The organism is Tahibacter caeni (genome assembly GCF_024609805.1).
GTDB classification, from domain to species: Bacteria; Pseudomonadota; Gammaproteobacteria; order Xanthomonadales; family Rhodanobacteraceae; genus Tahibacter; species Tahibacter caeni.
This window is the reverse complement of the sequence record NZ_JANFVR010000035.1, coordinates 1-26,406: the sequence shown is the minus strand read 5'-3', so window position 1 is coordinate 26,406 and position 26,406 is coordinate 1. Positions and strand designations below refer to the sequence as shown.

Sequence of the window (26,406 nt, the reverse complement as noted above, 5' to 3'; positions counted from 1 at the left end):
CGGCCGCCGCGGCGGCCGCCCTGCCTCAGCGACCCGCGGTGCCGGCGGCCTTGCGGCCGGCGCCGGCCTCGCCGCCGAACAGCTGTCGCGCGATGGCCGCAGCGAATTCGTCGAGGTCGGTCGCGTCGGTGTTGGCCAGGATCACGATCGTGGTGTCGTCGTCGACGAGGCGGAACAGCTGGGTCTGCGCGCCCATGATGCGGCCGGGCCGCTTGACCACGCGGTGCGGCCGGCCGGCGATGGTCATCGCGTAGGACCAGACGCCGTAGCCGTAGTCGTCGAGGCCGGGCCTGGTCATCGCGGCCAGCGATTCGGCGCGCAGCAGCTTGCCGCCGAACAGCGCGTCGGAGAACGCGAGCACGTCGGCGGCCGTGGAATACAGGCTGCCGGCGGCGTACCAGTTCTCCGGATAGACCGGCAGGTCGTCGGCCAGGCCGTGCAGGTCGTCGCGCTGCATGTAGGTGTCGGCGAGGCCGTCGACGATGCGGCCCTGGCGCAGCAGGCCCGTGTGCCTGAGCCCGAGCGGCTGCAGCAGGCGTTCCTGCAGCAGCGCCTCGTAGGGCTTGCCGGCGACTTTCTCGAGGATCAGGCCGAGCACGATGTAGTCGCAGTTGTTGTAGTCGAAGGTGCTGCCCGGCGCCGCGACCGGCGCGCCGCTGCAGTGGCGCGACACGAGCTGGGCCGGCGTCGCCGGCTTCTGGTAGGCCGGCACGCCTTCGCTGAGCGCGGTCTGCAGGTCCTTGACCTGGTCGAAGTTCGGCAGGCCCGAGGTGTGGTTCAGCAGCTGCTGCACGGTGATCGCGTCGCCGCCGCTGCCGGCGTAGTCGGGCAGGTAGCGGCGTATCGGCGCCTGCAGGTCCAGGCGCTGCTGCTCGGCCAGCTGCAGCACGAGCACGGCGGTGAACGCCTTGGTGATCGAGGCGATGCGGTAGCGCGTCTGCGGCGTGTTGCGCACCTTGAACGCGATGCTCGCGTAGCCGAAGCTCTTTTCGTAGCCGATGCGGCCGTTCTGCTGCACGACGACGGTGCCGCTGAAATGGTGCTCGGCCGCGTAGCGGTCGATGAATTCGGCCGGGACGGCGGCGCCGGCCGGCGCGGCCAGACACAGCGACAGCAACAGCACGGACAGCAGACCTTGCATGGCATCCTCGCGACGGTTCGGTGGTGCGCATACGGATACACGCACCGTCCGCGCGGTTGCAGCCGCGGCCGGCGAGGCGGCGACTGCCGCGCAGGATTCAGTCGACGCGGTAGACGCGCGCCTTCGGATAGTCCTCGTCGACCTGCAGGAACCAGCGCCCGGCCAGGCCCGGTACGACGAGGATCTCGGGCGACTCCAGCGGCTTGCGCAAGGTGATCTCGCCCTTGAGCACCTTCCAGGTCTGGCCATTGTCGAGGCGGAACTCGGTGCCGGGCGCCCAGCCTTCGACTTTGCCCTTCAGACGTGCCTTGATCGTGCGGATTTCCAGATCCGGCGGCGGCTCGCGCGAGGCTGTCGTGCCGCGGCTCGCGGCGCTGACGTCGCCGTCGGCGGCGGCCGTGTTCGCCGCTGCGGTCGCCGCGCCGGCTTCGGCCCTCTCGCGCAGCAGGCGGTTCAGCAGTTCGAGCTGCGCCGGGCTCAAGGTGTCCAGGCCGGTCGCATGCTGCTGCTCCGGCGTGAGCTGGCGTTCCAGCGGCAGATAGGGCGTGGCGGCAGCTGCGGCGAATGCGGCCGACAGCAGCGGCAGGGCGACGACGGCGAGGCGGAATGACGGCACGACGGATCTCCGGGGGCAGCCCCGCGCGGCGGCGGCGGGGCGGCACACGCTAGATCGCTCGTGTGTCAGAAATATGACGCGTCTCGATCGCGGTGCCGCGCCCGCCGCGCGCTCAGGATTGCGGCGCTGCCTCGCGGCGCCGCAGCCGCTGCAGCGACGACTTGTCGATGCCGGCGACGAGGCCGACGCTGCGGCCGGCGAGATTGGCGACGCGATACTGCACGCTGCTGCCGAGCACCTGCGCCGCGGCGGAAACGTCGAGGCCGTAGTCCTGCTGCAGCCACTGGATCAGGCCGGACGTCGCGCTGCGCAGCGCTTCGTCGAGCGAGCCGGCCTGGCCGAGCACGAGCAGCTGCTGCGCCGATTCGACGCGCGGCAGGTTGATCGCCGCGCCATGGACGAGACCGACCTCGAACTCCACGTCGAGCGAGGTCTCCAGCGCGTACTGCGAGGTCTCGCCGTCGCCCTGCGCCGCATGGCCGTCGCCGAGATAGAGCAGGGCGCCGGGCTGGAACACCGGCAGGTAGACCGTCGCGCCTTCGACGACGGCGTTGAGATCCATGTTGCCGCCGTTGCGGCCGGTGTCGCCGGTGGACTGCGGCGCCGCGCCGAATCCCGGCGCGACCGCGAGCCCGCCGAGCATCGGCCGCAGCGGCACTTCGAAGCCGGCCAGCGGCGTGCCCGCGGCGGCCGGGTACGCGACGTTGCGCTCGCGGTCGATCGTCCAGCGCACGGGCCTGCCGAGTTCGCGCGTCGTCGCGGCCAGCGCGGGGCTCTGCGCGCGCGCCACGAGCGCATCGAGGCTGTCGGCCCAGCCGCGGTTCGTGCGCAGCTGCCGGATGTGCACGACCAGGGTATCGCCGGGCACGGCGCCGCCGACGTAGAACGGGCCGGTCTGCGGGTTGCCGAACAGCGCGCGCGTGACGCCCTGCGCGTCGACGCCGCCCGAATCCAGGGTGCTCGTGCGCACGCGGTCGCCGGGCCAGATCGTCAGCACCGGCGGCCGGTGCGGCGAAAATTCGTTCGCATAGTCGCGCGGCTCGAACACGTGCAGGCGCGGGCCGCCGGCCGGGCGCCCGGGCAGCCGGCGCGCCGTGAATGCGTGGTGCACGCGGCGCGCCGCATCGTTCGGATCCGGATAGTCGGCCTGGCCGTCGACGGTGTCGCCGCGGCGCCGGCCGTCGAAGTCGTACTGCGCGCCGCCGGTGGTGACGGCGCGGAAGCGCAGGCGGTCGCCGTCGCGGCGGCCCTGCAGGGCATCGCCGCCGAGCGTGCCGCTCAACTGCGCGCCGTCGCTCTTCAGCTCCAGCGCCTGGTATTCGCGATTGCCCCAGCGGTCGGTTATCAGCAGCCAGGATTCGTCGGCGGCGCCGGCCGCTGTCGTGGCTGCCCAGGCTGCGAGAAAGAGCGTGATTCGCCGGAACATGTCGATCGTCCTGAGGAAGGTTTCCAACGGATGCGCCCGGACGCGCAAGGGTCGCAGCGCCGTGTCACTGAGAGGTACGGCGCACTCGTGCCAGAACTGACAGGAAAGGCCGTCAGGAGCGACCGACGGTTGCCGGCGGGCCGGAGGGGAAGAATGTGGAAGAGCGTATTTTTTTCCAGGAATCGGGCGTCGTCGTCAGCAACGCGCGCTTCATCGTGCCGACGCAGACTTTCACGATGGCCGGCATCACCTCGATCACCACGTTTCGCGAAGCGCCCAGTCGCGGCGGACTGATCGTGCTGATGCTGTTCGGTCTGGTCGTGTTGTTCATCGGCGCCGCCGCCGGCAGCGGCGGCGCCATACTGTTCGGGCTGCTGCTGGGCGGCGGCGCGGTCTTCGCGATGACCCAGCAGCGCGACTGTTACCACTTGCTGCTGAAGACGGCCTCCGGCGAAGCCAAGGCGTTGACGAGCCTGGACCTGGCCTTCATCCAGCGCGTCGTCGCCGGCTTGAACGAGGCCTTCGTCCACCGCGGCTGAGCGCCGGCGTTCCACTTCAGTCGTCGAGCAGCGGCCGGTTCAGCTCGGTCTCCCAGGTCGCCGCGTCGGCGCCGGATTCGGGGCCTCGGACGTAGCGCTCCCACAGGGTGCCGGCGCTGCGCCGGCCGCCGGCCTCGATCCAGCGCATGAACTCGCCCCAGGCCTGGCCGAGTCCTTCGTACGGTCCGCGGTAGACCGTGCGCGCGACCGTCGCGGCCGGCAACTGGCCGGGCTGCACGCGGCCGACCGGCGCGACGGGCTTGCGGACCGGAAAGCCGACCTCGAGGTCGAAACTGTCGGTCGGATTGCGGTGATGAAAGGTATACATCGGGCCCGCCGGGCCGGCGTCCTGTGCGGTGATCGCGCCGACGAGTTCGTCGATCGCCGCGTGCATGACGCGAGGCATTTCCTCGCGCGGCACCGTGAAACGGATGACGGCGGTCTGTTGCGGCTCGCTGCGGACGATCTGCGGTACGTCGATCATGGCGCGACTCCCGTCGCCGTGGGCACGGCGCCGATGCTAGCCGCAAAACCACGCGCCGCAACGGCCCGCCGCCGTGTCCGCGCGCGGGCACGGTTCGGCACGCCGGTCGCGGCGGATGCTCTGCGGTGCTGCAGTCGCCACGGTGCTGAAAGAAGTGCATCGTGGAGAAAAATATTCGCGCGGATTCGGCCGCGAAAACGGCATTTTTCGCGTTTCGCCGCGCCGCCGCGTCAGATGTGCGGCCCGGTACGATGATTGCTACGCATGGCAGGCCCACGCAAAGGAGGCCGAGCATGCAAGCCAGCGAGAAAGCCAGCGCATCCCGCTCGCGAACTGCAACCGCAAAGAAAGCCACGTCCACGGCGGCGAAGTCGACGCCGAAGCCGAAGCCGGCGACGAATGCCGACGCGGCGGCGGCCGAAACCGACGCGGGCGCGCTGCTCAAGCGCGATCACCGCCTCGTCGAACAGCTTTTCGCGCAGTACGAGTCGCTGCAGTCCGCGCAGGAAAAGAGCGAGCTCGTGCGCCGGATCTGCACGGAGCTGATCAACCACACGCGCATCGAGGAGGAGCTGTTCTATCCGGCCTGCCGCGCGCAGAACGTCGACGACGACGATCTCGACGAAGCGCAGGTCGAACACGACGCCGCGAAGATCCTGATCCGCGAGCTGCTCGAAGGCAGCCCGGAGGACGCGTACTACGACGCGAAGGTCTCCGTGCTGAGCGAGCAGATCAAACACCATGTCCGCGAGGAAGAGCGGCCGTCGACCGGAATCATCGCGAAGGCGACCGCTGCCGGCGTGGACATGAATGAGCTTGGCCGCCAGGTTCAGGCTCGGAAACAGGAGCTGACATCCGCCGAGACGCGCCCCGGCGCGCCGCGGCCGGTGTCGCTCCATCTTGCCCTTGGCGACAATATCCAGGAGGAACACACCATGGCATCGCAATATCGACGGGAACGCGACGAGCAGGGCCGCTTCATGAGCGACGACGACGATCGTTACGGCTCGCGCGGCGGCGGCAATCGGGGCGGTCAGAGCCGCGACGAATACGGCCGTTTCGAGAGCGACGATCGCGGTTCCGGCCGCTACGGCCGTTCGCACGACGACGATGACGACCGCGGTTCGCGCGGCGGCGGCCGCGGCGGCCAGAGCCGCGACGAATACGGCCGTTTCGAGAGCGACGACCGCGGTTCGGGCCGCTACAGCCGTTCGCGTGACGACGATGACCGCGGCTATTCGCGCAGTTCGCGTGACGACGACGATCGCGGCCGCGGCTGGTTCGGCGATCCGCGCGGCCATGCCGAAGCGGCGCGCGAAGGCTGGCGCAACCGCGACGACGACCGCAGCTCGCGTTCGCGCAACGACGACGACTATTCGCGCAGCTCGCGTTCGCGCGACGACGATGACGGTCGCGGTCGCGGCCACGGCGGCTGGTTCGGCGACTCGCGCGGTCACTCCGAAGCCGCGCGCGAAGGCTGGCGCAACCGCGACGACGACCGCAGCTCGCGCTCGCGCAGCGACGACTCCTCGCGCAGCTCGCGTTCGCGCGACGACGATGACGGTCGCGGTCACGGCGGCTGGTTCGGCGATCCGCGTGGTCATGCCGAAGCGGCGCGCCGCGGCTGGCAGAACCGCTAGCGCGGGCCTGCACGGGCCCGGGGCTCTCCGGGGCGCGCCGCGGCTTTATTCGCGGCGCGCCTTTCTTCGGGAACGCGTGGATGCGGATGCGGCGGCAATGGCCGCCGCTGTCCGTTGCGGCCGGTCCGTGCCGCGGTTCACTCGGGTCGTGTTTTACGGTTTTCCCGTGGACCATGCCGTCGCCGGCGCCCGGTGCCGGCGACGGCATCGCGCTACATCAGCCGGGCTGGCCGAGCCGTCCATAGCGCCGCTGCATTTCTTCCGCGCTGACCTGTTCGATGCTGTGTCCGATGTTCCAGCGATGGCCGAACGGGTCGCGGATCGTGCCCGAGCGCTCGCCGTAGAACTGGTCCTGCACCGGCATCAGCACGGTCGCGCCGCGCCCGAGCGCACGTGCGATCGCCGCGTCGGCGTCGTCGACGTGAACATGCAGGCTCACGCTCGTCGGCGCGCCGGGCGCCGGGCTGCGGATGTCGTACTCGGGAAACTCCTCGCAGATCATCAGCACGCCCGCGCCGATGTCCACCTCGGCATGGCCGATGCGGCCGCCGGGTTCGACGAGGCGCAGCTTTTCCGTGCCGCCGAACACGTCGCAGTAGAAACGGACGGCCGCGTCGGCGTCGGCGACGCAGAGATACGGAAACAGTTCGTGTACGGTCATGGCGGATCTCTCCGGGGGCGAGGTCGCGCCAGATTAGCCGCGAGAGGCTGGCCGGTCTTGAACGAAATTGACCGGTGCGGGCGCAGGTTCGGGCAGATGATGCGTCGATCCGGTCTGCGCGCGACGCCAGGTCTGCGGCGTCAGGCCCGTCAAGGCACGGAACTCGCGCTGCAGATGGGCCTGGTCGCTGTAGCCGGCGGCCAGCGCCCGTTCGCTCCAACCGCAGTCGGGTTGGGATTGCAGCGCCCGTTGCAGGCGCAGCACGCGCGCATAGCGCTTGGGCGGCAGGCCGACCGCATCGCGGAACAGCGTGACGAAATGCTTGTGGCTGCAGCCGCACGCGCGCACGAGCGCGGCGATGTCGCTGTCGGCGGTGACGGCCGCGAGCGCGTCGGCGATCGGCGGCGGCACGGTACGGACCGGTTGCAGCCGGTGCAGCAGCACGGCCTGCAGCAACTCGATCTGTCGCGCCGTATCGGCAGCCTGCGCGAGGCGCTGCAGCAGCAGGTCGGCTTCGTCGCCCCAGAATTCGCTGAGCGCGACATGGTGATCGACCAGCACGGCCGCGCTGCAGCCGAACAGCGCGCGCGCGGCGCCCGGACGCAACACGGCGCCGACCGAGCGCGAGGATTCGCCCGCATCCTTGAAATACGGCCGCGTGCGTACGCCGGCGACGACGGCGTTGGCGATCTGCCGCCCGTCGGCGTCGTGCGCGTCCGCATACAGCCGCAGCCCGGCGCCGTCGAGCCGCAATGCCAAATGCAGCCGGCCGCTGGGCAACACGCGTTCGCGCGCTCCGGCGAGAGCGGGCTGTGCCGCGCGCGCCCAGAACAGCTCGACGAAGGGCTGCAATGCGGCAGTGGTCGGTGCGCCGAGCATGCGGCTAGCTTAGTGCCGCAGACGCAGCCCGCAAGCGGAAGTGCGCGGTCCTGTCCGATGTCGCATTCCCGCACCGTCATCGTTGCCGCTGTTTCGCTTCCGCGAGTCCCGCGAAGCGAGCGGGAACGCAGCGGCCCGGTTGCGGCGCGCGTCCGAGCGCTCGCCGATGTCGCGCTCAACCCGCCTGCGTCAGCGCCTGCAGCAGGTCGGCCTGGTTTTCCTGCGTCAGTCGCTGGATCAGGTCGTCGAGATCCCCTTCGACGATTTCGGGCAGGCGGTACAGGGTCAGGCCTTCGACGCGGTGGTCGGTGATGCGGCCCTGCGGAAAGTTGTAGGTGCGTATGCGCTGGCTGCGGTCGCCGGAGCCGACCTGGAGGCGGCGGCTCTCGGCCTGTTCGGCGGCCTGCTTGCTGCGCTCGGCGTCGAGCAGGCGTGCGCGCAGCAGCGCGAACGCGCGGGCGCGGTTCTTGTGCTGGCTGCGTTCGTCCTGGCATTCGACCACGATGCCGCTCGGCAGATGGGTCAGACGTATCGCCGAGTCGGTCTTGTTGACGTGCTGGCCGCCGGCGCCGGAAGCGCGGAACGTATCGACCTTGACGTCAGCGTCCTTGATCTCGATCTCGTCGACTTCGTCGAGCTCGGGCAGGATCGCGACGGTCGCGGCCGAGGTGTGGATGCGGCCCTGCGCCTCGGTCGCCGGCACGCGCTGCACGCGGTGCGTGCCGGACTCGAACTTGAGCCGCGCGAACGCGCCCTTGCCTTCGATGCGCGCGACGATTTCCTTGTAGCCGCCGTGCTCGCCGGGATTGGCCGAGATGACCTCGACGTTCCAGCGCTGGCGCTCGGCATAGCGGCTGTACATGCGGAACAGGTCGCCGGCGAAGATCGCCGCCTCGTCGCCGCCGGTGCCGGCGCGGACTTCGAGGAACAGGTTGGCGTCGTCGCGCGGATCCTTCGGAATCAGCAGGACCTGCAGTTCCTGGTCGAGTCTTTCGCGCGCGGCTTCGAGCTCGGGAATCTCGGCCTCGGCGAGCTCCTTCATCTCGGGATCTTTCAGCAGGCCGCGCGCCGAGCTCAGCGCGGCTTCGTTCGCATCGAAGGCCCTGAGCGCCGCGGCGACGGGTTCTAGCTGGGCGTATTCGCGATTGAGCGCGCGGAAGCGGTTGGTGTCGGCGGCGGCGTCGGGCTGGGCGATCAGCGCGCCTACTTCCTCGAAACGTTCGGCCAGCTGTTCGAGCTTGCGGCGGATGGTCGGGGTCATACGTCCTTGTCGTCGTTGGCGGCGGCGCGATCGAACAGCCGCGCCGCTGCCTGGATCAGTTCGCCGTCGCCACGCAAGGTGGCCGCGCGCAGGTTCGCGCTCGGCGCATGCAGCAGCTTGTTGGTCAGCGTGTTGGCGAGGAAGGCCAGCGCTTCTTCGGGCCGGCGGCCGCGCGCGAGCAGCGCCGTGGCGCGTGCGAGCACTTCGTCGCGCTCGGCTTCGGCCTGGCGGCGCAGGTCCTGCACCGGATTGCCGCGCTCGAGCGCGCGGCGCCAGCCCATGTAGCGCTCGACCTGCAGGTCGATGATCGCCTCGGCCTCGCGCGCGGCGGCTTCGCGCGAACGCAGGTTGTCGTCGATGACCTGGCGCAGGTCGTCGATCGTGTACAGGTACGCGTCGTCGACCTGGCCGACCGACGCCTCGATGTCTCGCGGCACCGCAATGTCGACGAGGAACATGGGCCTGCGCCGGCGCCGCTTCAGCGCGGCTTCGACCATCGCGCGGGTCAGCACCGGCTCGCGGCTCGCGGTCGAGGAAATCACGATGTCGGCCTCGGCCAGATGCGCGGGCAGGTCGGTCAGCGCGATCGCATAGCCGCCGCAGCGGTGGGCGAGGTTCTGCGCGTTGTCCAGGGTGCGGTTCGCGACGATGAGGCGGCGCACTTTGGCGTCGCTGAGATGGCGCGCGGCCAGTTCGATGGTCTCGCCGGCGCCGATCAGCAGCACGCAGGCGCCGGCGAGGTCGGCGAAGCGCTGCTCGGCCAGGCGCACGGCGGTATAGGCAACCGACACCGGGCTCGCGCCGATGCGCGTGTCGGTGCGCACGCGCTTGGCCACCGCGAAGGTGTGCTGCAGCATGCGCTCCATGGGCGCTTTCAGCGTCTGCGCGGTGCGCGCGAGCTGGTAGGCGTCCTTGACCTGGCCGAGGATCTGCGGCTCGCCGAGCACGAGCGAGTCGAGCCCGGTCGCGACGCGGAACATGTGCCGCACGGCGGCCTCGTCGTCGTGGCGGTAGAGGAACTCGTCGAGCCGCCCCAGAGTCAGCTGATGGTGGCGGTGCAGCCATTCGGCCGGAACGATCTGGGCGCCGTCGGCGACCGAGCAGTAGAGCTCGGTACGGTTGCAGGTCGACAGGATCAGGGCTTCTTCGACACCGGCCTGGGCGGCGAGCTCTTCGAGCGCCGGCCGAGCCTGTTCGGGACCGAACGCGACTTTTTCGCGCAGGTCCAGCGGAGCGGTGACGTGATTGAGACCGAGGGCTAGCAATGCCATGGATGACGGGGCCGCGCGGGCAACAATCGGCTAAGCTTGGACGCGAGAAAGGTCGCCTGGGGCGCCCGGATCGCGGCTATCAGTCCGCCGCGCCGCACAAAATCGCGACTAGTGTGCGGTCGCGCCCCGGCAAGATCAAGCAAGCCGGCCCTCGCCGGCGGATATAGACGATGGTGGAAGTGAATGAAATTTCGCGCTGACCGCGGCGTGACCGCAACCGGCCTGGTAATGGCCATCGCGTTGCTGCTGGGCGCCTGCACCGCGACACCTCCGCGCCGGATCGCGGCCGCGGCGCAGCCGGGTCAGGGCACCGTGGCGCCGACGCCGCTGGAGCAGGACCTGCTCGCGCAGATGCTGGCCGGCGAATTCGCACTCGGCAAGGCCGACCTGACCGCCTCGGCGCAAAGCTATGCGCGCGCCGCGGCGCTGAGCGGCGATCCGCAGGTCGCCGCGCACGCGACGCGCGTCGCGCTCGCCGCCAGGGACTGGAAGCTCGCGCGCGAATCGCTCGCGCGCTGGCGCGCGCTCAAGCCCGACGATCCGGGCCAGACCCAGGTCGAAGCCAGTCTGGCGCTCAGCGACGGCAACACCGATCAGGCCTACCAGGCGCTCGCGCGGCTGATTGGGGTACCGGACCAGCAGGGCTGGCGACTCGTCGGCCAGGTGCTGCTCAGTACGACCGACAAGGCCGCGGCGGCGACCTTGCTGCGCCGTCTGGCCACGCCGCTGAGCCTGGCCAAGGCGCCCGAGGAAACCTGGATCGCGATGAGCCAGCTCGCGTTCAAGCTCGACGCCAAGCCGTATTCGCGCGAGCTCGCCGATGCGGCGCTGAAGAAGTTTGCGAGCGCCCCGGCCTACGGCTGGTCGGCCCAACTGGCCGTCGACGAAGGCGACAAGGCACGCGCCGGCCGCGACTATCAGCAGGCGATCCAGCGCTCGCCGAAGGACATACGCCTGCGCGCGGCCTACGCGCTGATGCTCGGCCAGCAGGGCGACAACCGCGCCGCGGCCAAGCTGCTGGCCGACGGTCCCCAGGACGACTACAGCTATGCGGCGCGCGCCGCCTACGTCGCGCGTGCGAACGACAAGAACCTGATCCAGTCGCTCTACGACGAGCTCAAGGCGCGGCCCGGCGACGAACGCCTCGCGCGCGCGCATCTGCTCGGCCAGCTCGCCGAGATGCTGGAGCAGAAAGCCGTCGCGCTGAGCTGGTACGAGCAGGTGTCCACCGGCGACGAGGACTGGTTCGCGAGCCAGGTGCGCATCGCCGTGCTCGTCGACGACCAGGGCAAGCACGACCAGGCGCTGAGCCTGGCCCACGAACTCCAGCAGCGCGTCGGCGACCAGCCCGCCGCGCTCGGCGACGCGTTCATGCTCGAGGCCGAGCTCCTGTCCAAGCGCGAGCAGCACGAGGCCGCCCAAGCGGTCTATGCGCGCGCGCTCAAGCAGATGCCCGACGACACGCGTGTGCTCTACGCGCGCGCGCTGCATGCGGCGGCCAACGGCCTGCCGGACCGCGCCGAGACCGACCTGCGCCGCGTACTCGAGCTCAAGCCCGAGGACATGGATGCGACGAACGCGCTCGGCTATACGCTCGCCGACGCGGACCGCAAGCTCGACGAGGCCCTGAGCCTGATCGAGCGCGCGCTCAAGGCCAAGCCCGACGACGCGGCCGTGATCGATTCCTACGGCTGGGTGCTGTACCGCCGCGGCGATCTGGCCGGATCCGAAAAGGCGCTGCGCCGCGCGTTCGAGAAGCAGTCCGACGGCGAAATCGCCTCGCACCTGGGCGAAGTGCTCTGGATGCAGGGCAAGCACGAGGAGGCGCGCGCGATCTTCGAGCAGGCGCGCAAGAAGGACGCGAAGAACAAGGCCCTCGTCGAAGCCATGCGCAGGCTCGGCGTCTGATGCGGCCGCACCTGCGGTTCGCCGCGGCGCGCCTGCTGCCGCTGCTCGGCCTGTTCCTGCTCGCGGCCTGTGCGCCGCTGCGGCTGCGCGAGGACAACGCGACCCTGGCCGCGCAGCGCGAACGCGAGGCCGCCGTGCTCGCCCGGACGCAGTGGCAGTTCAGCGGCCGTATCGCGGTCAGCAACGGCGAGGACGGCGGCAACGCCGACGTCGAATGGCGGCAGGACGGCGCCGACTACGACCTGCGCCTGCGCGCGCCGGTCACGGGCAAGAACTGGCGCCTGCACGGCGATGCGCGTTCGGCTGTGCTCGAGGGCGTGCGCGAGCAGCCGCTGCGCGGTGCGAATGCAGCCGAGCTGCTGGCGCGCGAGGCGAACTGGCAGCTGCCCGTGAACGAGCTCGAATACTGGGTGCGTGGCCTGCGCGCGCCGGGCGCCCGCGCCGAGCTGACCTTCGACGAGGCGCAGCGGCCGGCCAAACTGCTGCAGGCGGGCTGGACCATCGAATACCGCGACTATTTCAGCGACGCCGAGCCGGCGCTGCCGCGCAAGGTGTTCGCGACCAAGGGCAAGCATCGCGTGCGCCTGTTCATCGAGAGCTGGCAGCGCGAATGACGGCCTGGAGCGCCTGGCCGGCACCGGCCAAGCTCAACCTGTTCCTGCAGATCACCGGCCGCCGCGCCGACGGCTACCACCTGCTGCAGACCGTGTTCCAGCTGCTCGACCGCGGCGACACCGTGCGCCTGCGGCCGCGCGGGGACGGTCGCATCGAGCGGCACAGCGAGCTGGCCGGCGTCGCGCCCGAACAGGACCTGGTCGTGCGCGCGGCGCAGCGCCTCAAGCCGTATGCGCCGGCCTCGGCCGGCGCCGACATCGCGGTCGACAAGCGCATCCCGATGGGCGGCGGCCTCGGCGGCGGCAGCTCGGACGCGGCCACGGTGCTCGTCGCGCTGAACCGCCTCTGGGGCTGCGGCCTGGCGACTGCCGACCTCGCCGAGATCGGCCTGGGCCTCGGCGCCGACGTGCCGGTGTTCGTCCACGGCCGCTCGGCCTGGGCCGAGGGTGTCGGCGAACGGCTGACTCCGCTGGATCTGCCGCCGCGCTGGTACGTGGTCGTCGACCCGCGCACGACGGTGCCGACCGGCCCGTTGTTCCAAGCCCCGGAATTGACACGCGATGCCCGCCCCACGACAATTCCGCGCTTCCTTGCTGGGGCCGAGACCTCGAATGCGTTCGAGCCGGTCGTCAGTGCGCGCTACCCGGCGGTGGCGGCGGCACTGAACTGGCTGGCGCCTCATGGTCGTCCGCGTCTTTCCGGGTCCGGCAGCTGCGTCTTCACCGACGTCGCCACCGAAGCCGAAGCGGAGGCCCTGGCGGCGGCCTGTCCGCAGGGATGGTCGGCCTGGGCCGCGTGCGGCGTGAACCGTTCGCCGCTGCTCGCCGCACTGGAATGTTTTGCTGCTGGGGCGTCGCCAAGCTGGTAAGGCACGGGATTTTGATTCCCGCATTCGTAGGTTCGAGTCCTACCGCCCCAGCCACTGAATCACCCAAGGCACCGGATTGCGGTCCGGTCACTGGCGGCTGGCGGAGATTCGCATGAATACGCAAGGTTTGATGCTGTTCACCGGCAATGCGCACCGGCGATTGGCGGAGAACGTGTCGCACCGGCTCGGCGTGCCCCTGGGCAAGGCGCTGTGCGGGCGCTTTTCCGACGGCGAAGTCCAGGTCGAGATCGAGGAGAACGTGCGCCGGCAGGACGTGTTCGTGATCCAGCCGACCTGCGCGCCGACCGCCGACAATTTCATGGAACTGCTGGTGCTGATCGACGCGCTCAAGCGCGCATCGGCGGCCACGGTGACCGCGGTCATCCCGTACTTCGGCTATGCGCGCCAGGATCGCCGGCCGCGCTCGGCGCGCGTGCCGATCACGGCCAAGGTCGCCGCCGACATGATCGGCGCGGTGCGTGCGGACCGCGTGCTGACGGTCGACATCCACGCCGACCAGATCCAGGGCTTCTTCGACATTCCGGTCGACAACGTCTACGCCTCGCCGGTGCTGCTGGCCGACATCTGGCGCAGCCAGGGCACCGACAACCTGATCGTCGTGAGCCCCGATGTCGGCGGCGTCGTGCGTGCCCGCGCGATCGCCAAGCGCCTCGACGACGCGGACCTCGCGATCATCGACAAGCGCCGTCCGCGGCCGAACGAATCGACCGTCATGAACATCATCGGCGACGTGCGCGACAAGACCTGCGTTCTCGTCGACGACATCGTCGACACCGCGGGCACGCTGTGCGCCGCGGCCAATGCGCTGAAGAAGCAGGGCGCGCGCAAGGTCGTCGCCTACTGCACGCATCCGGTGCTGTCGGGTTCGGCGCTGAGCAACATCATGAATTCGCAGCTGGACGAGCTCGTCGTCACCGACACGATCCCGCTGACCCCCGAAATCCAGGCCTGCAGCCGCATCCGCCAGTTGACCGTGGCGGAGCTGCTGGCCGAAACGATACGCCGCGTGGCTTTCGGCGAATCGGTGAGTTCGCTCTACGTCGACTGATCATCGGTCGACTTCCGGCTCCTCTGGTCGCGGAAGAGCCTCCACACCGTCGCGAGACGGTCATCACTGAAGGTAGTTTGTCATGGCAAAGATTCACGAAATCCCGGCCGAGCTGCGCAAGGACGAGGGGAAAGGTGCGAGCCGCCGCCTGCGTCACGCGGACGTCGTTCCGGCCATCCTGTATGGCGGCAAGGAACAGCCGCAGAGCATCCAGTTCGTGCACAAGGACGTCTACATGGCCTCCCAGCACGAGTGGTTCTACTCCTCGATCATCGACCTGAAGATCGACGGCAAGAACCAGAAGGCCCTGCTGCGTGACCTGCAGCGCCATCCGTACAAGCAGCGCCTGCTGCACCTGGACTTCCAGCGCGTCAGCGAGAACGAAGCGCTGAAGATCCGCGTGCCGCTGCACTTCCTGAACCAGGAAAAGTCGCCGGCCGGCAAGACCGCGGGCGTGCTCGTGACCCACGAGCTCAACGAAATCCTCGTGTCGTGCCTGCCGAAGGACCTGCCGGAGTACATCGAAGTCGATCTCGGCAACCTCAGCGTCGGCGACATCGTCCACCTGTCGGACCTGAAGCTGCCGGCCGGCCTGGAGATCCCGGAGCTCAAGCTCGGCAAGGAACACGACGTGGCCGTGGTGCTGGCCAAGCTCGGCAAGGAAGAAGTCGAAGAAGCTCCGGCGGCCGACGTTGCCGCGGCGGCTCCGGCGGCTCCGGCCAAGGGCGGCAAGGCCCCGGCCAAGGCTCCGGCCGCTCCGGCGGCGCCGGCCAAGAAGAAGTAAGGTCCCGCGTCGATCGACGCGGACCCGCTTCGCATGGCACGCCTGCGCCTGCTCGTCGGCCTCGGCAACCCCGGGGCCGACTATCTCAGAACCCGGCACAATGCCGGGTTCTGGTTTATTGACGCCCTCGCGCAGCAGCACGGCGCGCGCTTCGGCGTGGAATCCAAGCTTCACGCCGAAACGGCCAAGGCGACGATCGCCGGTCAGCCGGTGCTGCTGCTGAAGCCGACCACCTTCATGAACAAGAGCGGCATCGCCGTGGTTTCGGCGCTGCGCTACTACAAGATCGCACCCGACGAAATGCTCGTCGCGCACGACGAGCTGGATCTGCCGCCGGGCACGGCGCGGCTCAAGTTCGACGGCGGCCACGGCGGCCAGAACGGCCTGCGCGACATCATGGCCCATCTCGGCGACGGCAAATTCCACCGCCTGCGCGTCGGCATCGGCCATCCGGGCCACAAGGACAAGGTCACCGGCTGGGTGCTCGGCCGCGCCGGGGCCAAGGACGAAGACGCGATCATGGCTTCGATAGGCGCCGCCTTCGACGTGCTGCCGCTGGCGCTGTCGGGCGACTTCAACGAGGCGATGAAACGCCTGCACACGGCAGCGGCCTGAGCGCGCCGTTTCCCGATTTCTCTCTTTCTACTTCGGCTGGATTTAGCATGGGCATCAAATGCGGCATCGTCGGTCTGCCTAACGTCGGCAAGTCCACCCTGTTCAACGCGCTGACCAAGGCCGGCATCGCGGCGGCGAACTTCCCGTTCTGCACGATCGACCCGAACGTCGGCGTGGTGCCTGTGCCCGATCCGCGCCTCGGCGCGCTGTCGGACATCGTCAAGCCGCAGCGCGTCATTCCGACCTCGATGGAATTCGTCGACATCGCCGGTCTCGTCGCCGGCGCATCCAAGGGCGAAGGCCTCGGCAACAAGTTCCTCGCCCACATCCGTGAAGTCGACGCGATCGCCCATGTCGTGCGCTGCTTCGAGCACAGCGACATCGTGCACGTCTCGGGCAAGGTCGATCCGATCTCCGACATCGAGACCATCGACACCGAGCTCGCGCTGGCCGATCTCGAATCGGTGGAGAAGGCGCTGAACCGCGTGGAGCGCGCGGCCAAGGCCAACGACAAGGAAGCCCTGGCCAAGCGCCCGGTGCTGCAGAAGCTCGCCGCGACGCTCAACGAAGGCAAGCCCGCGCGCGCGGCCGGGCTCGACGAGGACGAGAAGGCGCTGGTGCGCGACCTGTTCCTGCTCACGTTGAAGCCGCTCATGTACATCGCGAACGTGCTCGAGAACGGCTTCCACGACAATCCGCACCTGGACAAGGTGCGCGCGCGCGCCGAGCGCGAAGGCGCCGAAGTCGTGCCGGTCTGCGCGGCGATCGAGGAAGAGCTGTCCCAGCTCGACGATGCCGACCGCGACGCGTTCCTCGCCGACATGGGCCTGGACGAGCCGGGCCTGAACCGCGTGATCCGCGCCGGCTACAAGCTGCTCGGCCTGCAGACCTATTTCACGGCCGGCGTCAAGGAGGTCCGCGCCTGGCAGGTCAAGATCGGCGCGACCGCGCCGCAGGCCGCCGGCGTCATCCACACCGACTTCGAGCGCGGCTTCATCCGCGCCGAAACGATCGCCTACGACGATTTCATCAAATACAGGGGCGAGGCCGGCGCGCGCGATGCCGGCCGCCTGCGACTGGAAGGCAAGGAATACATCGTCAAGGAAGGCGACGTGCTGCACTTCCGCTTCAACGTCTGAGCTTTTTCGACGGATTCGCCGGACCGCTTCGGCGGTGCGGGCGGAACAGGGGGCGGGCATCCGTTCGCCGATCCCGGCCTCAGCGGCGCGCGGCCGTGTCGGCCGGCGCCGCGCGCGGTGCCGCCCTGGCATATTCCGCCGGCGTCAGGCCGACGAGTTTCTTGAAGTCGCGGATCAGGTGCGCCTGATCGGCGTAGCGCAGGTCGGACGCGAGCGTCGCCCAGTCGTGCATCGTTCCGTCGTCGATGCGCGCGAGCGCCTCGTGCAATCGATAGCGCTGGATCGCCCATTTCGGATGCACGCCCACGTAGTCGCGGAACTGCCGCTGCAGGGTGCGCAAGCCGATGCCGAATTCGCGCACGATCTGTTCGATGCGCGTGATTTCGCGGTCGTCGGCCATTCGTTTTGCAATGGCCGCCATCGACACGGCCGTCGCGTCGATGCGCGGGTCGCGCTCGCGCAGGAAAGCCTCGAGCACGGCGATCGTCTCGGCATGTGCGTCGCGCGCGAGCGCGCGGCGCACCAGATCCGCGGCGTCCTGGCGGAAGATTTCGCCCAGCGCGACCGTGCGATCGGCATAGGCGGAAACCGGCCCGCCGAGGAACGGGCGGAATCCGCCGGGATGGAACTTGATGCCGAACACGCGGCCCTTGCCGGCCAGGGTCGTGACGAAGCGCCGCGTCGACGGGCCAGTCAACGTCGCCTCGCCGTTCTCGAGCACGATGTGCACGACCGGATGCGGCAAGGTCTCGCGCCGCAGCGGCGCGTCCAGGTCCCACTCGACCGTCCAGTAGTGTTCGACGAACGGCACCAGGTCCGGCGAAGGCCAGTAGCGTGCGTGAACCATCTCGGGCGTCACGTCTCCCGAATGCAGCACGCCGCGCGGCTTGTCGCGCCTGAGGTTGACCATGTCGCGTTTCTTCAATCCGGTACGGTGCGCGTTCGCTAGCATTTCCATGGACGCGGCGCCCCCCGCCGCGGTCGACGAAAGGAGCGGAGCACGATGAAACAGCAGGCGAAGGGCGCGTTCGACGTGAAGCTGCAGCCGCTCGAAGCGTACAACAGGAACGAAGGCGCGGGCCTCGGGCGCATGTCGATCGACAAGCAGTTCCACGGCGACCTGGAAGCGACAAGTCAGGGCGAAATGCTGCATGCGGGCAGCGCCCGGGACTCGGGCGGCTACGTCGCCGTCGAACGCGTGACCGGTGCGTTGCAGGGACGGCGGGGCAGTTTCGCGCTGCAGCACAACGCGACGATGACCCGGGGCGTGCCGTATCTCAACATCATCGTCGTGCCCGGCTCGGGCACGGGCGAGCTCGCGGGCCTGAGCGGAGCGATGAACATCGTCATCGCCGAAGGCGGCGAGCACTTTTACGAATTCGACTACGAACTGGCGCAGTGAGCGTCGCGTATCCGGCCGACGACTGATCGCGGATTCCGCAGGACGACATTGCAGGCGTCTACGGTTCGGCACCCGGCTGCGCCGCGACGTAGTTGCCGGACAGGCAACTAGCCGCAGAACGCGCGCTCGATCTTGCCGGTCTCCGGGTCGGTCTCGATCGTGACGCGTTCCCGGCGATAGTCCATCGTGACGGCCTGGCCCGGCTGGATCTGCCGCACGATGGAGGCGCCGGTCGATTTCCTCGTCTGCGCGTCGTCGATGCGATCCTTGCCGGCCAGCGCTTCGGCCGCACCCGGGCGACAGGCCTCGGACACCGGCTTCGTTCCCGCCTGCGGCTTGGCGCCCTGGCAGGCTGCCAGGGAAAAGACCGCCAGCAGCACGGCTGCCGCGGCGAGTGGTTTCTGCGTCATGCCATTCCTCCTTGAAGCGCGAAGGTGTTGTCGCGTCTGCTTCCGGCCGGTGGGCCGGCGATCGAAGGTACTGCAGATTCCCGGGACCGATCGCGCGGTTCTCCGCAGACGCTCCGCCGCGCCGCGATGGACGGCGCCGGCGCCCGGCACGAACGGCGCTGCGCGGCGTCGTCCGTGCGGTTTGCTCGTGCTCGCCGCGGCGCCGCAGCGGATGTCAGCCGCCGAAAACGTCGCGGAAGATCAAGTCCACGTCCTGCAGCAGGGTCAGGGTCGAGGTGTTGTTGTTCGTGTCCGGATCGGTGATCGGCGAGCCGACGACGGCCGTCACCGAATTGCCGAAGGCGCCGCTGGTGCTCGCGGCGACCGTGCCGACGACCGTGTAGGTGGCCAGCCCGCCGGAGGCCAGCGTGATATTGTGCGTGATGTTGCCGCTGCCGCTGGCTGGGCAGGTCGCGCCGCCGCTGGCCAGGCAGGTCCAGTTCACGCCGGTATAGCCGGACGGAAACACGTCGACGACCGTGGCCGTCGCGGCGGCCGGGCCGCCGTTGGAGACGGTGATCGTATAGGTCAGCGGCGCGCCCGGCAGGTAGGCGCCCAGGTTCGCGACGAGGTTGACGGCGACGTCGGCGCTCTGCGGCACCGCCGGGCAGTCGACGACGCCGCGGATGACCCAGTCGCCGGTCAGGCCCAACGTCGCGCTGTCGAACCACAGGAAGCTGCCGCCGAGGTTCGCGAGCAGCGCGTTCTTGCCGGCCTGTATGCCGTCGGAATCACGCACGACGCTCGGCGTGGTGTTCGTGATCGGCGCGTCGAAGAATTTGAACGACACCACGAACTGTTCGTTGGCCGCCAGCGAGACCGCGAGCGGAATGGTGTTGTTCTCGTCGAGATAGCGCCACTCGTTCAGCACGCCGTCGGTGAGCACCGGACCGCTGATGACGGCCGCTTCGGTGCCCGGGTTCGGAAACGTGCCGGCGCGATGGATCGTGATCGAATCTTCGATCGCCTGCGCGCTGGTGCCGGTCGGCGAGCGCCAGAACACCTGGACCGCGCGCAAGGTGCCGGCACAGGGCGATGTCAGCCAGGAAGCCGCGGCTTCGCCGGAGACGAAGCCGTAGACGATCACGCCGGTGCCGCCGTTGCCGAGCGAATCGTTCTGCACCGTCTGCTCTACCGCACCCACGGACATGCTGACCAGCGCTGTTGCCAGCGCGAATGCGCAACGCTTCATGGTGGCTCCCCTTGTGGTGTCGAATCTGCAACGGCGCCGGCACGGCCGGCACGCGTCTCCCGGGAACCGGCCGCCTGCGCGATCGGTTTCCTGCGACTCACCCCTGGGTCGCCCCGGCTGCGGTTTTCCACGGCTGGCCGGTGGTTGCGACTGACGTCGTTGCGAAAAAGTATTCTCCTGCCCGCCAGGGCTGCGTGATCGCGGTCACAGTCCGGCAACCCGCCGGCCGGTGTCGGAATGGCCGATCATCCGGCGCCGGCCGGCAGTGATATCGCTTGAGCCCGCAATCCGCCCGTGCGTAGGATGCGCGCTCCCCGTCGAACGAGCGGCGCCATGCCCGGCCAACAGCGCGAAACCACCTTCCGTTTCCTCGCCCAGCCTTCCGACGTCAATTTCGGCGGCAAGGTGCACGGCGGCATGGTCATGAAATGGATAGACCAGGCCGGCTACGCGGCCGCGGTGGGCTGGAGCGGCCAGTACTGCGTGACCGTCGCCGTCGGCGGCATCCAGTTCGTCAAACCCATCCTGATCGGCGACATCGTCGTCGTGCGCTGCAAGCTGATCCGCACCGGCAGCAGCAGCATGCATTTCGCGATCGACGTGATCGCGCGCGACCTTCGGAGCGGCCAGGAGCGCCTCGCCACGCACTGCATGATCAGCTTCGTCGCGCTCGACGCTCCCGACGGCCGCCCGGCGCCGGTGCCGGCTTGGGTGCCGCAGAGCGAAGACGACCGCATCCTCGCGTCCTATGCCGAAAAGATCATCGCCATGTCGCGCGAGCAGCAGGCCGAACTCGAACGCGTGCGCCACGACATCGAGCGCAACGGCTGAGCGCGGCGCACGCTTACCGACGGTTGCTGCCGTACGGGCTGCGTCTGCGCGGCGACCATTCCCTCATGCCGGCAGGTCGGGCGTTCAAGGCCGTCAGAGCCTGCGGTTCCGGGCGACGGTCTTCCCCCGGAGGAGGACTTGACGAGGCGAGCCTTTGAATCCCTCGTTTTCAAGCGGAGGGCATGAGTCCGGATGGGGCGCGAGGTTGAACGCAGAAGCCCGGAAAAATGGCCGGGAAATGGGCCTTGACGACGTCGGTCCGGCGTTGAAATTTCTATCGGATATTCATCGAACACGTGCCGTCGTCCGAACCCTAGGGCTCGAATCCGTTCGCGAACAGCCGGTCGTTGCCGTCCGGCGGCAGATGCGCCGGATCGAACAGGCAGACGGCCGATGCGGCGGCGAGCGCGCGGCCGCCGTTGCAGCTCCAGCTCAGCCCGTCGACGGCGCCGTCGGCCTGGATGCCGATGCAGGCCGAACTGCCGGCACTCGCGTCCAGCGCCGCGTATTGCAGTGCGATGGCCGAGCTCGCGTGATAGATGATCAGTACGACGTCGAGCGCACCGCTGCTGCCGCTGCGCGACCAGTTCTTCCACTGCACGACGCTGCAGGCCTCGTCGCCGAGTCCGGACGGGCGCGGGCAGCTCGAGAAATAGGCGCTGCGCAGGGTGGCGCCGGCGCCTTCGCCGTCGAGTTCGTCGTGGTAGGCGAGCACGCGCGCTGCAGCGGCGCGCGCATTGTCGGGCAGGCTCGGCAGGTAGGGATCGTTGTTGAAATCGCCGCCGTCGTCCTGGCCGGGCTCGGCGATGAACGCGACGTAGCCGTTGGTCGACACGGCGATGCGCTGCCAGCTCGCGCCGTAGAACGCGAACGGCTCGGCGAGGTCGAGTTCGGCCGCGCCGTCGTCGAGCGCGGTCACCGAGCCGTTCGCGGCGATCGGGGAGAGGACCTGGCCGCTGGTCGAGATGTCGATGGCCTGGTAGGCGCAGACGCCGGCCGCCGCGCTGACGCGATGGCCGTAGGCGTCGCCCTGCAGCAGATCGTCGCGGCCGCCGCCGCCGGCCTGCGCCGCCGTCGCCGCGAGCAGCGCCGCCGGCGCCAGGAATCGCGCGAACGCGTTCATTGCACTCTCCCTTGCCAGACTTCGGGATTGCCGTCGGCGTTGGTGTTGAGGAAGTTTTCCGGCGACAGGAAATTGATCACCGGCACCAGGCCGTCCTTGCCGATGCGCGCCTGATAGACGAACGGGCCGCTGGCCAGCAGGGTTTCGCTGTCGGCGCCGGCCGTGGCCACGCGGCGCCGGCCCACGCTGGTGTTGAAGGTGTTGCGCTCCACGCGCTCGAATGCGTAGTCGCTGCCGTCGTAGCTCAGGTCCACGCCGAGGTAGTCGCTGTCGGAGCCGTTGGTGCGCTGGCTCAGCCGCGCCGAGGCCGATGCGTTGCCGTCCCAGCGGAAGATCTCGTAGCTGTAGTCGGCGTTGAACACCGTGCCGCTGGGCGTCAGGTTGCCGTTGGAGATGAAGAACACGTAGCGGCCGTCCGTGCTGCCGTCGAGCACGGCCATGGAGTTCTGCGTGATCTGCGCGGCGCTGCCGTTGTTCGTCGTCGTGGTGATCTGCGCGTAGCTGCCGGACGCGTTGGCCGCGCCGTTGCGGTCGTAGCGGAAGATCTCGTAGTTGCCGTCGCTGTTGCCGCTGGTCACCGGCTGGCAGCTCGACTCGAACACGAGGTAGCGGCCGTTCGCATTGCGCGTCAGGCGCGGCCCGCGCGCCTCGCGCGCCGGCGTCGCGGTGGGGCACAGCGTGTTGGCCGGGATCACGGTATTGGTCGTGCCCGAGCGCGCGATGATGCGCCGTGCCGTGCCGGCGCCGGTCAGCGCGTTGCAGTCGGACACCCAGGCCAGCACGCTGCCGCTGCCGTCCAGGGTCGGGTCGGTGTTGCTGCAGCCGCTGGTCGCCGTGACCGTGGTCAGCGCGCTCGTGCTGCGGTCGAACAGGTAGATCTCGTAGTTGTCGGCTTCGGTCATGCGCGCGGAGAACGCGATGTAGCGTCCGTACAAGGTGCCGTTCTGGTCGCCCGAGATCGCGATGTTCTGCATCTGGCCGCCAAGGGTCATCTGCGTGGTGCCGGTCCAGGCTGCGCGCGTGAAGCTCAGGCCGTTCCAGACGTAGATCTGGTCGAGCAGGTTGGCGTTGCCGCCGAGATCGGCGCTGCTGATGAAGGCGACGGTGCGGCCGTTGCTGTCCACGGCCAGCGCGCGCGCGGCGGCCGGGCGCACGAAGAAGCCGCCGCCCTTGACGTCGACCGCACGGCCGCTGGTGTTGGTCAGCTGCACGATGCTGCCGACTTCGGTGCAGGAACTCTTGATCTCGACGTTGTCGACGAACAGGGTGGAATCGACCTGATGATCGTTCTGGTCGGCAACGGTGAAGCGCAATGTGACCGAGCTGCCCTCGGCGAGGCCGGCCGGCAGCGGCAGGCAGATGCGCTGGAACGCCGGCGAGCCGAAGCGCAGGTTGATGCCGCGCAGCGCCGTGACGGCGGTGTTGTTGACCGTGTGGTCGACGACGGTCGCGTTCTGGCAGTTCGCGTTCGGGAACGGCGAATAGCTCGATCCGTTCAGCTTGCAGCTCGAGCGCGTCATGATCCGGGTGCCGTTGACGGTGACGTCCATGAGGTCGTCGTACTGGTCCGCCTCGTTCTGCTCGCCCGATGCGAAGCCCCAGTCGAACGCGACGTAGGCGGCGTTGGCCGGCAGGGTGAAGGTGCTCTGCAGCCAGCTCAGGTCGTAGTCGTTGTTGCCGCCGAGATTGTCGAAGTTGGTCGCGCCGGTGCTGCCGCTGGCCTGTTCGCCGGGGCCGCTCGAAATCGCCGCGGCCCAGGTGCCGTCGGGAATCGTCAGCGAGGTGTTCGGCGTGATGTTGGTCGAGCGGATCGCGCCGGCGCGGTTGTAGCCGCCGGTGGTCCAGCCGGTCAGGTTGCCGGTCTCGAAGCTGCCGTTCGTGGGCACCTGGGACCAGGATGCGGCAGAAATTGCCGAAAGCAGACACAACAGGCAGCTGCGGCCGTGGCGCGTCATGGCGTGGACTCCTGTGCCGGTTGGCGGAGCAGGTCTTGCTGGAACAGAAAAGCGCCGTCCAGCGCGAGCGGACGGGCGGCCGCGACGCGGCCGTCGGCCGCGACGAGTTCGAGACGGTAGTTGCCGCGCGGCAGTCCGTCGATGCGGTAGTAGCCGATCGCGTTGACCGGCGCCCTCGCGATCTCGCGATCGCCGTCGACGACGCGAACGGCCCAGCCGGCGGCCTCGCGGCCGGCGAATCCGGCGCAGCCCAGCCGCGCGCTGAGGCTGAATTCCAGCGGCGTGGTCGAGCCGGCGCGCACTTCGACGTTGCGCGTCGCGTCGGCCGGATTGAGTTCGATCGGCAGGTTCTCGGTGTCCAGCGCGACGCGGTGCACGCCCGGCGTCAGCCGCGGCAGCAGCGCGCGGCCGTCGACGTCCAGCTCGCCGCGCACCTGGCCGTCGACGAGCACGCCGACGCCGCGCAGGCTCGCCACGGCAATGCCGGCCGGCAGCTTGCCCGCGTCGACGTGCGCGGCGATCGCGCCGATGCGGCGTTGTTCGGTGTTGAACGCGCCGCGGGTCAGGCCGCTCGGCGTCACGGCGAAGTCGGCGGTCAGCGACAGCGAGACGATGCGCGTGTCGCTGCTGCGGCGGCCGTACAGCGGATCGTCCTGCACCTGGAAGCGCGCGTTCAGGCCCGGACGCAGCTCCAGGCCCGCATCGACGATCGCGCCGAAGCGGCTGCGCGCATGCAGCGCGCCGAAGCCCCACCACCAGCCATAGCGGTCTTCGGGCCGGCGATACAGCACGGCCGATTCGCGCCGGCCGTAGGCGTCGTCGTCGACGACGGCCGCGGTCAGGTCGAAGCGCGTGCCGAGCTCCTGCTGCCAGTCGAGCTGGCGCCGGCCGGCGTAGCGCGAGGCGCTGAGCCGCGTGCCGCGCAGCGGCTGCCAGCTCGCCGCGTAGGCGTAGTCGCCGAGGTAGTCGGGCCGCGCCGAGATCCAGACGTTGTCCAGCGGCTGCGCGCTCAGCGCCGGTTTCAGATAGCGCCCGTCGCCGAGATTGGCGTCGGCGAAATCGCGCGCGACGAGGCTCAGACGCAGGCGCGGCTGCTGCCAGCCGAATTCGAGTTGATGGTCGTGGCGGTCGGGGCTGTCGCTGCCGAAATAGCCGCGCTGGAAATCGCGCAGGCTGGCCAGCCAGAACACGTTGCCGCGCGCGCCTTCGCCGAGCAGCTCGGCCGCGCCGGCGTCGTTGCTGCGCGCGACGTGGCCCGACCAGACGCCGGCGCGGCCGAGATTGACCGCGGCGCCGGCGCTCGCGAAATCCTGGTCCATCGCGCGCGCCAGGGTCGCATCGACGCTGAGGCGCGGACTGATGCCGGCGCGCACGCGCGCGAAGCCGGCGCTGCCGTGCAGCGTGTCGGCGTCGTCGAGCGGATTGTCCTGGCTGCCGGCGCCGGCATGGACCACGTAGGTGCCGCCGGCGAGCAGGTCGTCGCTCGCGCGCAGGGTCACCTGTTCGACGCGCACGGGCACGTCGTTGCTGGACGGCTTGTACAGCGCGATTTCCAGCACCGCGTCGGCGGCCAGGCCGGTGATTTCGGGAAAACGATAGTGACCGTCCAGCCGCACGATCGTGCGTGCGACGACGCTGCCGTTGGCGCGCAGTTCGGCGATGCCGCCGGGCGGGCCGTCGCCCTGGATCTGGCGTCCGGTCGCGAGACGGCCGGCGACGATCTCGTTGCCGACGACCTGGTCGCCGAACGCGAGCTCGGGCCGGTTGCTGTACGCCCACTGCGCGCCGGCCAGCGGAAACGACGGCAGCAGCGAACTCAGGGTGACCTGCTGCTGGCCGAGATACCAGCGCGAGCGGCCACGGTCGACCAGCCAGCCCCATTCGTCGATGCGGCGGCTGCCGTCGAGGTCGTCGAAATAACGCAGGTGCCAGTTGCCGTCGCCGAGCGCGCCGCCGAGCTCGGTCAGGGTCGTCGTGTCGGTACGGCCGGCGCCGTGGCGCACGAGTGCTTCGCTGCGCCAGGACGACAGGTTGGCGCGCGGGGCGGGCACGTCGATCGGCAGGTCTTCGCGCGCGGCCGGCGCGGGGCCAGGCGCGGTCTGGTCCAGCCAGGCGCCGTTGGCGCGCAGCGCGAATTCGCCGCGGTCGAAACTCAGTGCGAGACCGAGCGCCGCGCCGACGTCGTCGAGCGCGGCGTAGTCGATCTCGGCGATGCGCGTGATCGAGGCCTGGGCGAGCACGGCCTCGCCGATGGGCGTGTTGATGCGCCAGGCGTCGGCGCCGCGCCGCGCATGCAGCCCCAGCGCGTCGCAGAACATGCCGATCGCGAGCTTGGTGCGTCCGTCCAGCTCGCCGTCGAGCACGGCGACTTCGCGCGCGCGCTCCTTGCCGTTGACGAGCAGGCCGGCCAGCAGCGCGGTCGAGGAACTGCGGCCGTCGCTGCTGCGCAGGAACGGGAAGTCCGGACCGTTGGCTTCCGGCGAAGGGCCCGGTGTCGGCGCCGGTGCCGGCGCCGCGACGGCCGCGCCGGCCAGCGCC

Annotated in this window: 25 protein-coding genes and 1 tRNA gene; 12 read left to right on the top strand and 14 right to left on the bottom strand. The window is 69.6% G+C overall.

Annotated features, from left to right (window positions below; genetic code table 11):
* Window positions 1–25 precede the first annotated feature (25 nt).
* The 3 genes from NON22_RS05425 to NON22_RS05415 form a co-directional block, all read right to left on the bottom strand.
* The gene (locus NON22_RS05425; RefSeq protein WP_257385909.1) at window positions 26–1,141 is read right to left on the bottom strand and encodes a serine hydrolase domain-containing protein; all 1,116 of its coding nucleotides are present in this window, start codon (window positions 1,139–1,141) and stop codon (window positions 26–28) included.
* A 97-nt stretch (window positions 1,142–1,238) separates the two neighbouring features.
* Window positions 1,239–1,679: a hypothetical protein gene (locus tag NON22_RS05420; RefSeq protein ID WP_425507955.1), complete on the bottom strand. Its 441-nt coding sequence runs from the start codon at window positions 1,677–1,679 to the stop codon at window positions 1,239–1,241.
* A gap of 190 nt (window positions 1,680–1,869) precedes the next feature.
* Window positions 1,870–3,183: an acetamidase/formamidase family protein gene (locus tag NON22_RS05415; protein ID WP_257385907.1), complete on the bottom strand. Its 1,314-nt coding sequence runs from the start codon at window positions 3,181–3,183 to the stop codon at window positions 1,870–1,872.
* A 155-nt stretch (window positions 3,184–3,338) separates the two neighbouring features.
* Here NON22_RS05415 and NON22_RS05410 point away from each other — a divergent pair, with 155 nt between their 5' ends.
* Window positions 3,339–3,722 (top strand): DUF6232 family protein, encoded by a 384-nt coding sequence (locus tag NON22_RS05410; protein WP_257385906.1) that lies wholly within the window; start codon window positions 3,339–3,341, stop codon window positions 3,720–3,722.
* A 16-nt stretch (window positions 3,723–3,738) separates the two neighbouring features.
* On the opposite strand, the gene NON22_RS05405 is transcribed toward NON22_RS05410, so the two are convergent.
* Window positions 3,739–4,206, bottom strand: a complete 468-nt coding sequence (locus NON22_RS05405; protein ID WP_257385905.1) for a GyrI-like domain-containing protein — start codon at window positions 4,204–4,206, stop codon at window positions 3,739–3,741.
* Window positions 4,207–4,499: 293 nt separating this feature from the next.
* On the opposite strand from NON22_RS05405, the gene NON22_RS05400 reads away from it, so the two are divergent.
* A complete protein-coding gene (locus tag NON22_RS05400; RefSeq protein WP_257385904.1) occupies window positions 4,500–5,846 on the top strand; it encodes a hemerythrin domain-containing protein in 1,347 nt (448 codons plus the stop codon).
* A gap of 217 nt (window positions 5,847–6,063) precedes the next feature.
* Here the strand turns inward: NON22_RS05400 and NON22_RS05395 are convergent, their stop codons facing one another.
* The 4 genes from NON22_RS05395 to hemA form a co-directional block, all read right to left on the bottom strand.
* A complete protein-coding gene (locus NON22_RS05395) occupies window positions 6,064–6,507 on the bottom strand; it encodes a VOC family protein (protein ID WP_257385903.1) in 444 nt (147 codons plus the stop codon).
* A gap of 33 nt (window positions 6,508–6,540) precedes the next feature.
* The gene (locus NON22_RS05390; protein WP_257385902.1) at window positions 6,541–7,386 is read right to left on the bottom strand and encodes a helix-turn-helix transcriptional regulator; all 846 of its coding nucleotides are present in this window, start codon (window positions 7,384–7,386) and stop codon (window positions 6,541–6,543) included.
* A 175-nt stretch (window positions 7,387–7,561) separates the two neighbouring features.
* Window positions 7,562–8,647 carry a peptide chain release factor 1 gene (gene prfA / locus NON22_RS05385; protein WP_257385901.1) on the bottom strand — a complete coding sequence of 362 codons (1,086 nt, stop codon included), beginning with the start codon at window positions 8,645–8,647 and terminating at the stop codon, window positions 7,562–7,564.
* Complete coding sequence (gene hemA, locus NON22_RS05380) at window positions 8,644–9,918, bottom strand: glutamyl-tRNA reductase (protein ID WP_257385900.1); 1,275 nt, start codon at window positions 9,916–9,918, stop codon at window positions 8,644–8,646. Before hemA ends, prfA begins: the two co-directional genes overlap by 4 nt.
* 183 nt (window positions 9,919–10,101) lie before the next feature.
* Here hemA and NON22_RS05375 point away from each other — a divergent pair, with 183 nt between their 5' ends.
* From NON22_RS05375 to ychF, 8 genes are all read left to right on the top strand, one after another.
* The gene (locus NON22_RS05375; RefSeq protein ID WP_257385899.1) at window positions 10,102–11,826 is read left to right on the top strand and encodes a tetratricopeptide repeat protein; all 1,725 of its coding nucleotides are present in this window, start codon (window positions 10,102–10,104) and stop codon (window positions 11,824–11,826) included.
* On the top strand, window positions 11,826–12,440 hold the full coding sequence (lolB, locus tag NON22_RS05370; RefSeq protein WP_257385898.1) for a lipoprotein insertase outer membrane protein LolB: 615 nt from the start codon (window positions 11,826–11,828) through the stop codon (window positions 12,438–12,440). The genes NON22_RS05375 and lolB overlap by 1 nt, the downstream gene beginning before the upstream one ends.
* Entirely contained in the window at window positions 12,437–13,309 is an 873-nt protein-coding gene (ispE, locus tag NON22_RS05365) for a 4-(cytidine 5'-diphospho)-2-C-methyl-D-erythritol kinase (RefSeq protein ID WP_257385897.1), read from the top strand. Before lolB ends, ispE begins: the two co-directional genes overlap by 4 nt.
* Window positions 13,288–13,363: transfer RNA gene (locus NON22_RS05360), tRNA-Gln, on the top strand. The genes ispE and NON22_RS05360 overlap by 22 nt, the downstream gene beginning before the upstream one ends.
* Before the next feature lie 58 nt (window positions 13,364–13,421).
* Entirely contained in the window at window positions 13,422–14,378 is a 957-nt protein-coding gene (locus NON22_RS05355; RefSeq protein WP_257385896.1) for a ribose-phosphate diphosphokinase, read from the top strand.
* 82 nt (window positions 14,379–14,460) lie between these two features.
* A complete protein-coding gene (locus NON22_RS05350; RefSeq protein ID WP_257385895.1) occupies window positions 14,461–15,162 on the top strand; it encodes a 50S ribosomal protein L25/general stress protein Ctc in 702 nt (233 codons plus the stop codon).
* Window positions 15,163–15,195: 33 nt separating this feature from the next.
* On the top strand, window positions 15,196–15,777 hold the full coding sequence (gene pth, locus NON22_RS05345) for an aminoacyl-tRNA hydrolase (protein WP_257385894.1): 582 nt from the start codon (window positions 15,196–15,198) through the stop codon (window positions 15,775–15,777).
* A 47-nt stretch (window positions 15,778–15,824) separates the two neighbouring features.
* The gene (gene ychF, locus NON22_RS05340; RefSeq protein ID WP_257385893.1) at window positions 15,825–16,916 is read left to right on the top strand and encodes a redox-regulated ATPase YchF; all 1,092 of its coding nucleotides are present in this window, start codon (window positions 15,825–15,827) and stop codon (window positions 16,914–16,916) included.
* Between the two features lie 79 nt (window positions 16,917–16,995).
* Here the strand turns inward: ychF and NON22_RS05335 are convergent, their stop codons facing one another.
* Window positions 16,996–17,826 carry a helix-turn-helix domain-containing protein gene (locus NON22_RS05335; protein ID WP_257385892.1) on the bottom strand — a complete coding sequence of 277 codons (831 nt, stop codon included), beginning with the start codon at window positions 17,824–17,826 and terminating at the stop codon, window positions 16,996–16,998.
* Between the two features lie 93 nt (window positions 17,827–17,919).
* Between NON22_RS05335 and NON22_RS05330 the strand changes: the two genes are divergently transcribed.
* Entirely contained in the window at window positions 17,920–18,318 is a 399-nt protein-coding gene (locus NON22_RS05330) for a DUF3224 domain-containing protein (RefSeq protein ID WP_257385891.1), read from the top strand.
* Window positions 18,319–18,425: 107 nt separating this feature from the next.
* On the opposite strand, the gene NON22_RS05325 is transcribed toward NON22_RS05330, so the two are convergent.
* Both NON22_RS05325 and NON22_RS05320 read right to left on the bottom strand, forming a co-directional pair.
* Window positions 18,426–18,728 (bottom strand): I78 family peptidase inhibitor, encoded by a 303-nt coding sequence (locus NON22_RS05325; protein ID WP_257385890.1) that lies wholly within the window; start codon window positions 18,726–18,728, stop codon window positions 18,426–18,428.
* Between the two features lie 214 nt (window positions 18,729–18,942).
* Window positions 18,943–19,959: a DUF11 domain-containing protein gene (locus tag NON22_RS05320; RefSeq protein WP_257385889.1), complete on the bottom strand. Its 1,017-nt coding sequence runs from the start codon at window positions 19,957–19,959 to the stop codon at window positions 18,943–18,945.
* 333 nt (window positions 19,960–20,292) lie between these two features.
* On the opposite strand from NON22_RS05320, the gene NON22_RS05315 reads away from it, so the two are divergent.
* Window positions 20,293–20,790 (top strand): acyl-CoA thioesterase, encoded by a 498-nt coding sequence (locus tag NON22_RS05315; RefSeq protein WP_257385888.1) that lies wholly within the window; start codon window positions 20,293–20,295, stop codon window positions 20,788–20,790.
* Window positions 20,791–21,103: 313 nt separating this feature from the next.
* Here the strand turns inward: NON22_RS05315 and NON22_RS05310 are convergent, their stop codons facing one another.
* The 3 genes from NON22_RS05310 to NON22_RS05300 all read right to left on the bottom strand — a co-directional run.
* Complete coding sequence (locus NON22_RS05310) at window positions 21,104–21,913, bottom strand: hypothetical protein (RefSeq protein ID WP_257385887.1); 810 nt, start codon at window positions 21,911–21,913, stop codon at window positions 21,104–21,106.
* Window positions 21,910–23,868: a TolB family protein gene (locus NON22_RS05305; RefSeq protein ID WP_257385886.1), complete on the bottom strand. Its 1,959-nt coding sequence runs from the start codon at window positions 23,866–23,868 to the stop codon at window positions 21,910–21,912. The genes NON22_RS05310 and NON22_RS05305 overlap by 4 nt, the downstream gene beginning before the upstream one ends.
* Window positions 23,865–26,406 (bottom strand): fimbria/pilus outer membrane usher protein (locus tag NON22_RS05300; protein ID WP_257385885.1); only part of this gene is annotated, 2,542 nt, incomplete at its 5' end. The genes NON22_RS05300 and NON22_RS05305, both read right to left, overlap by 4 nt.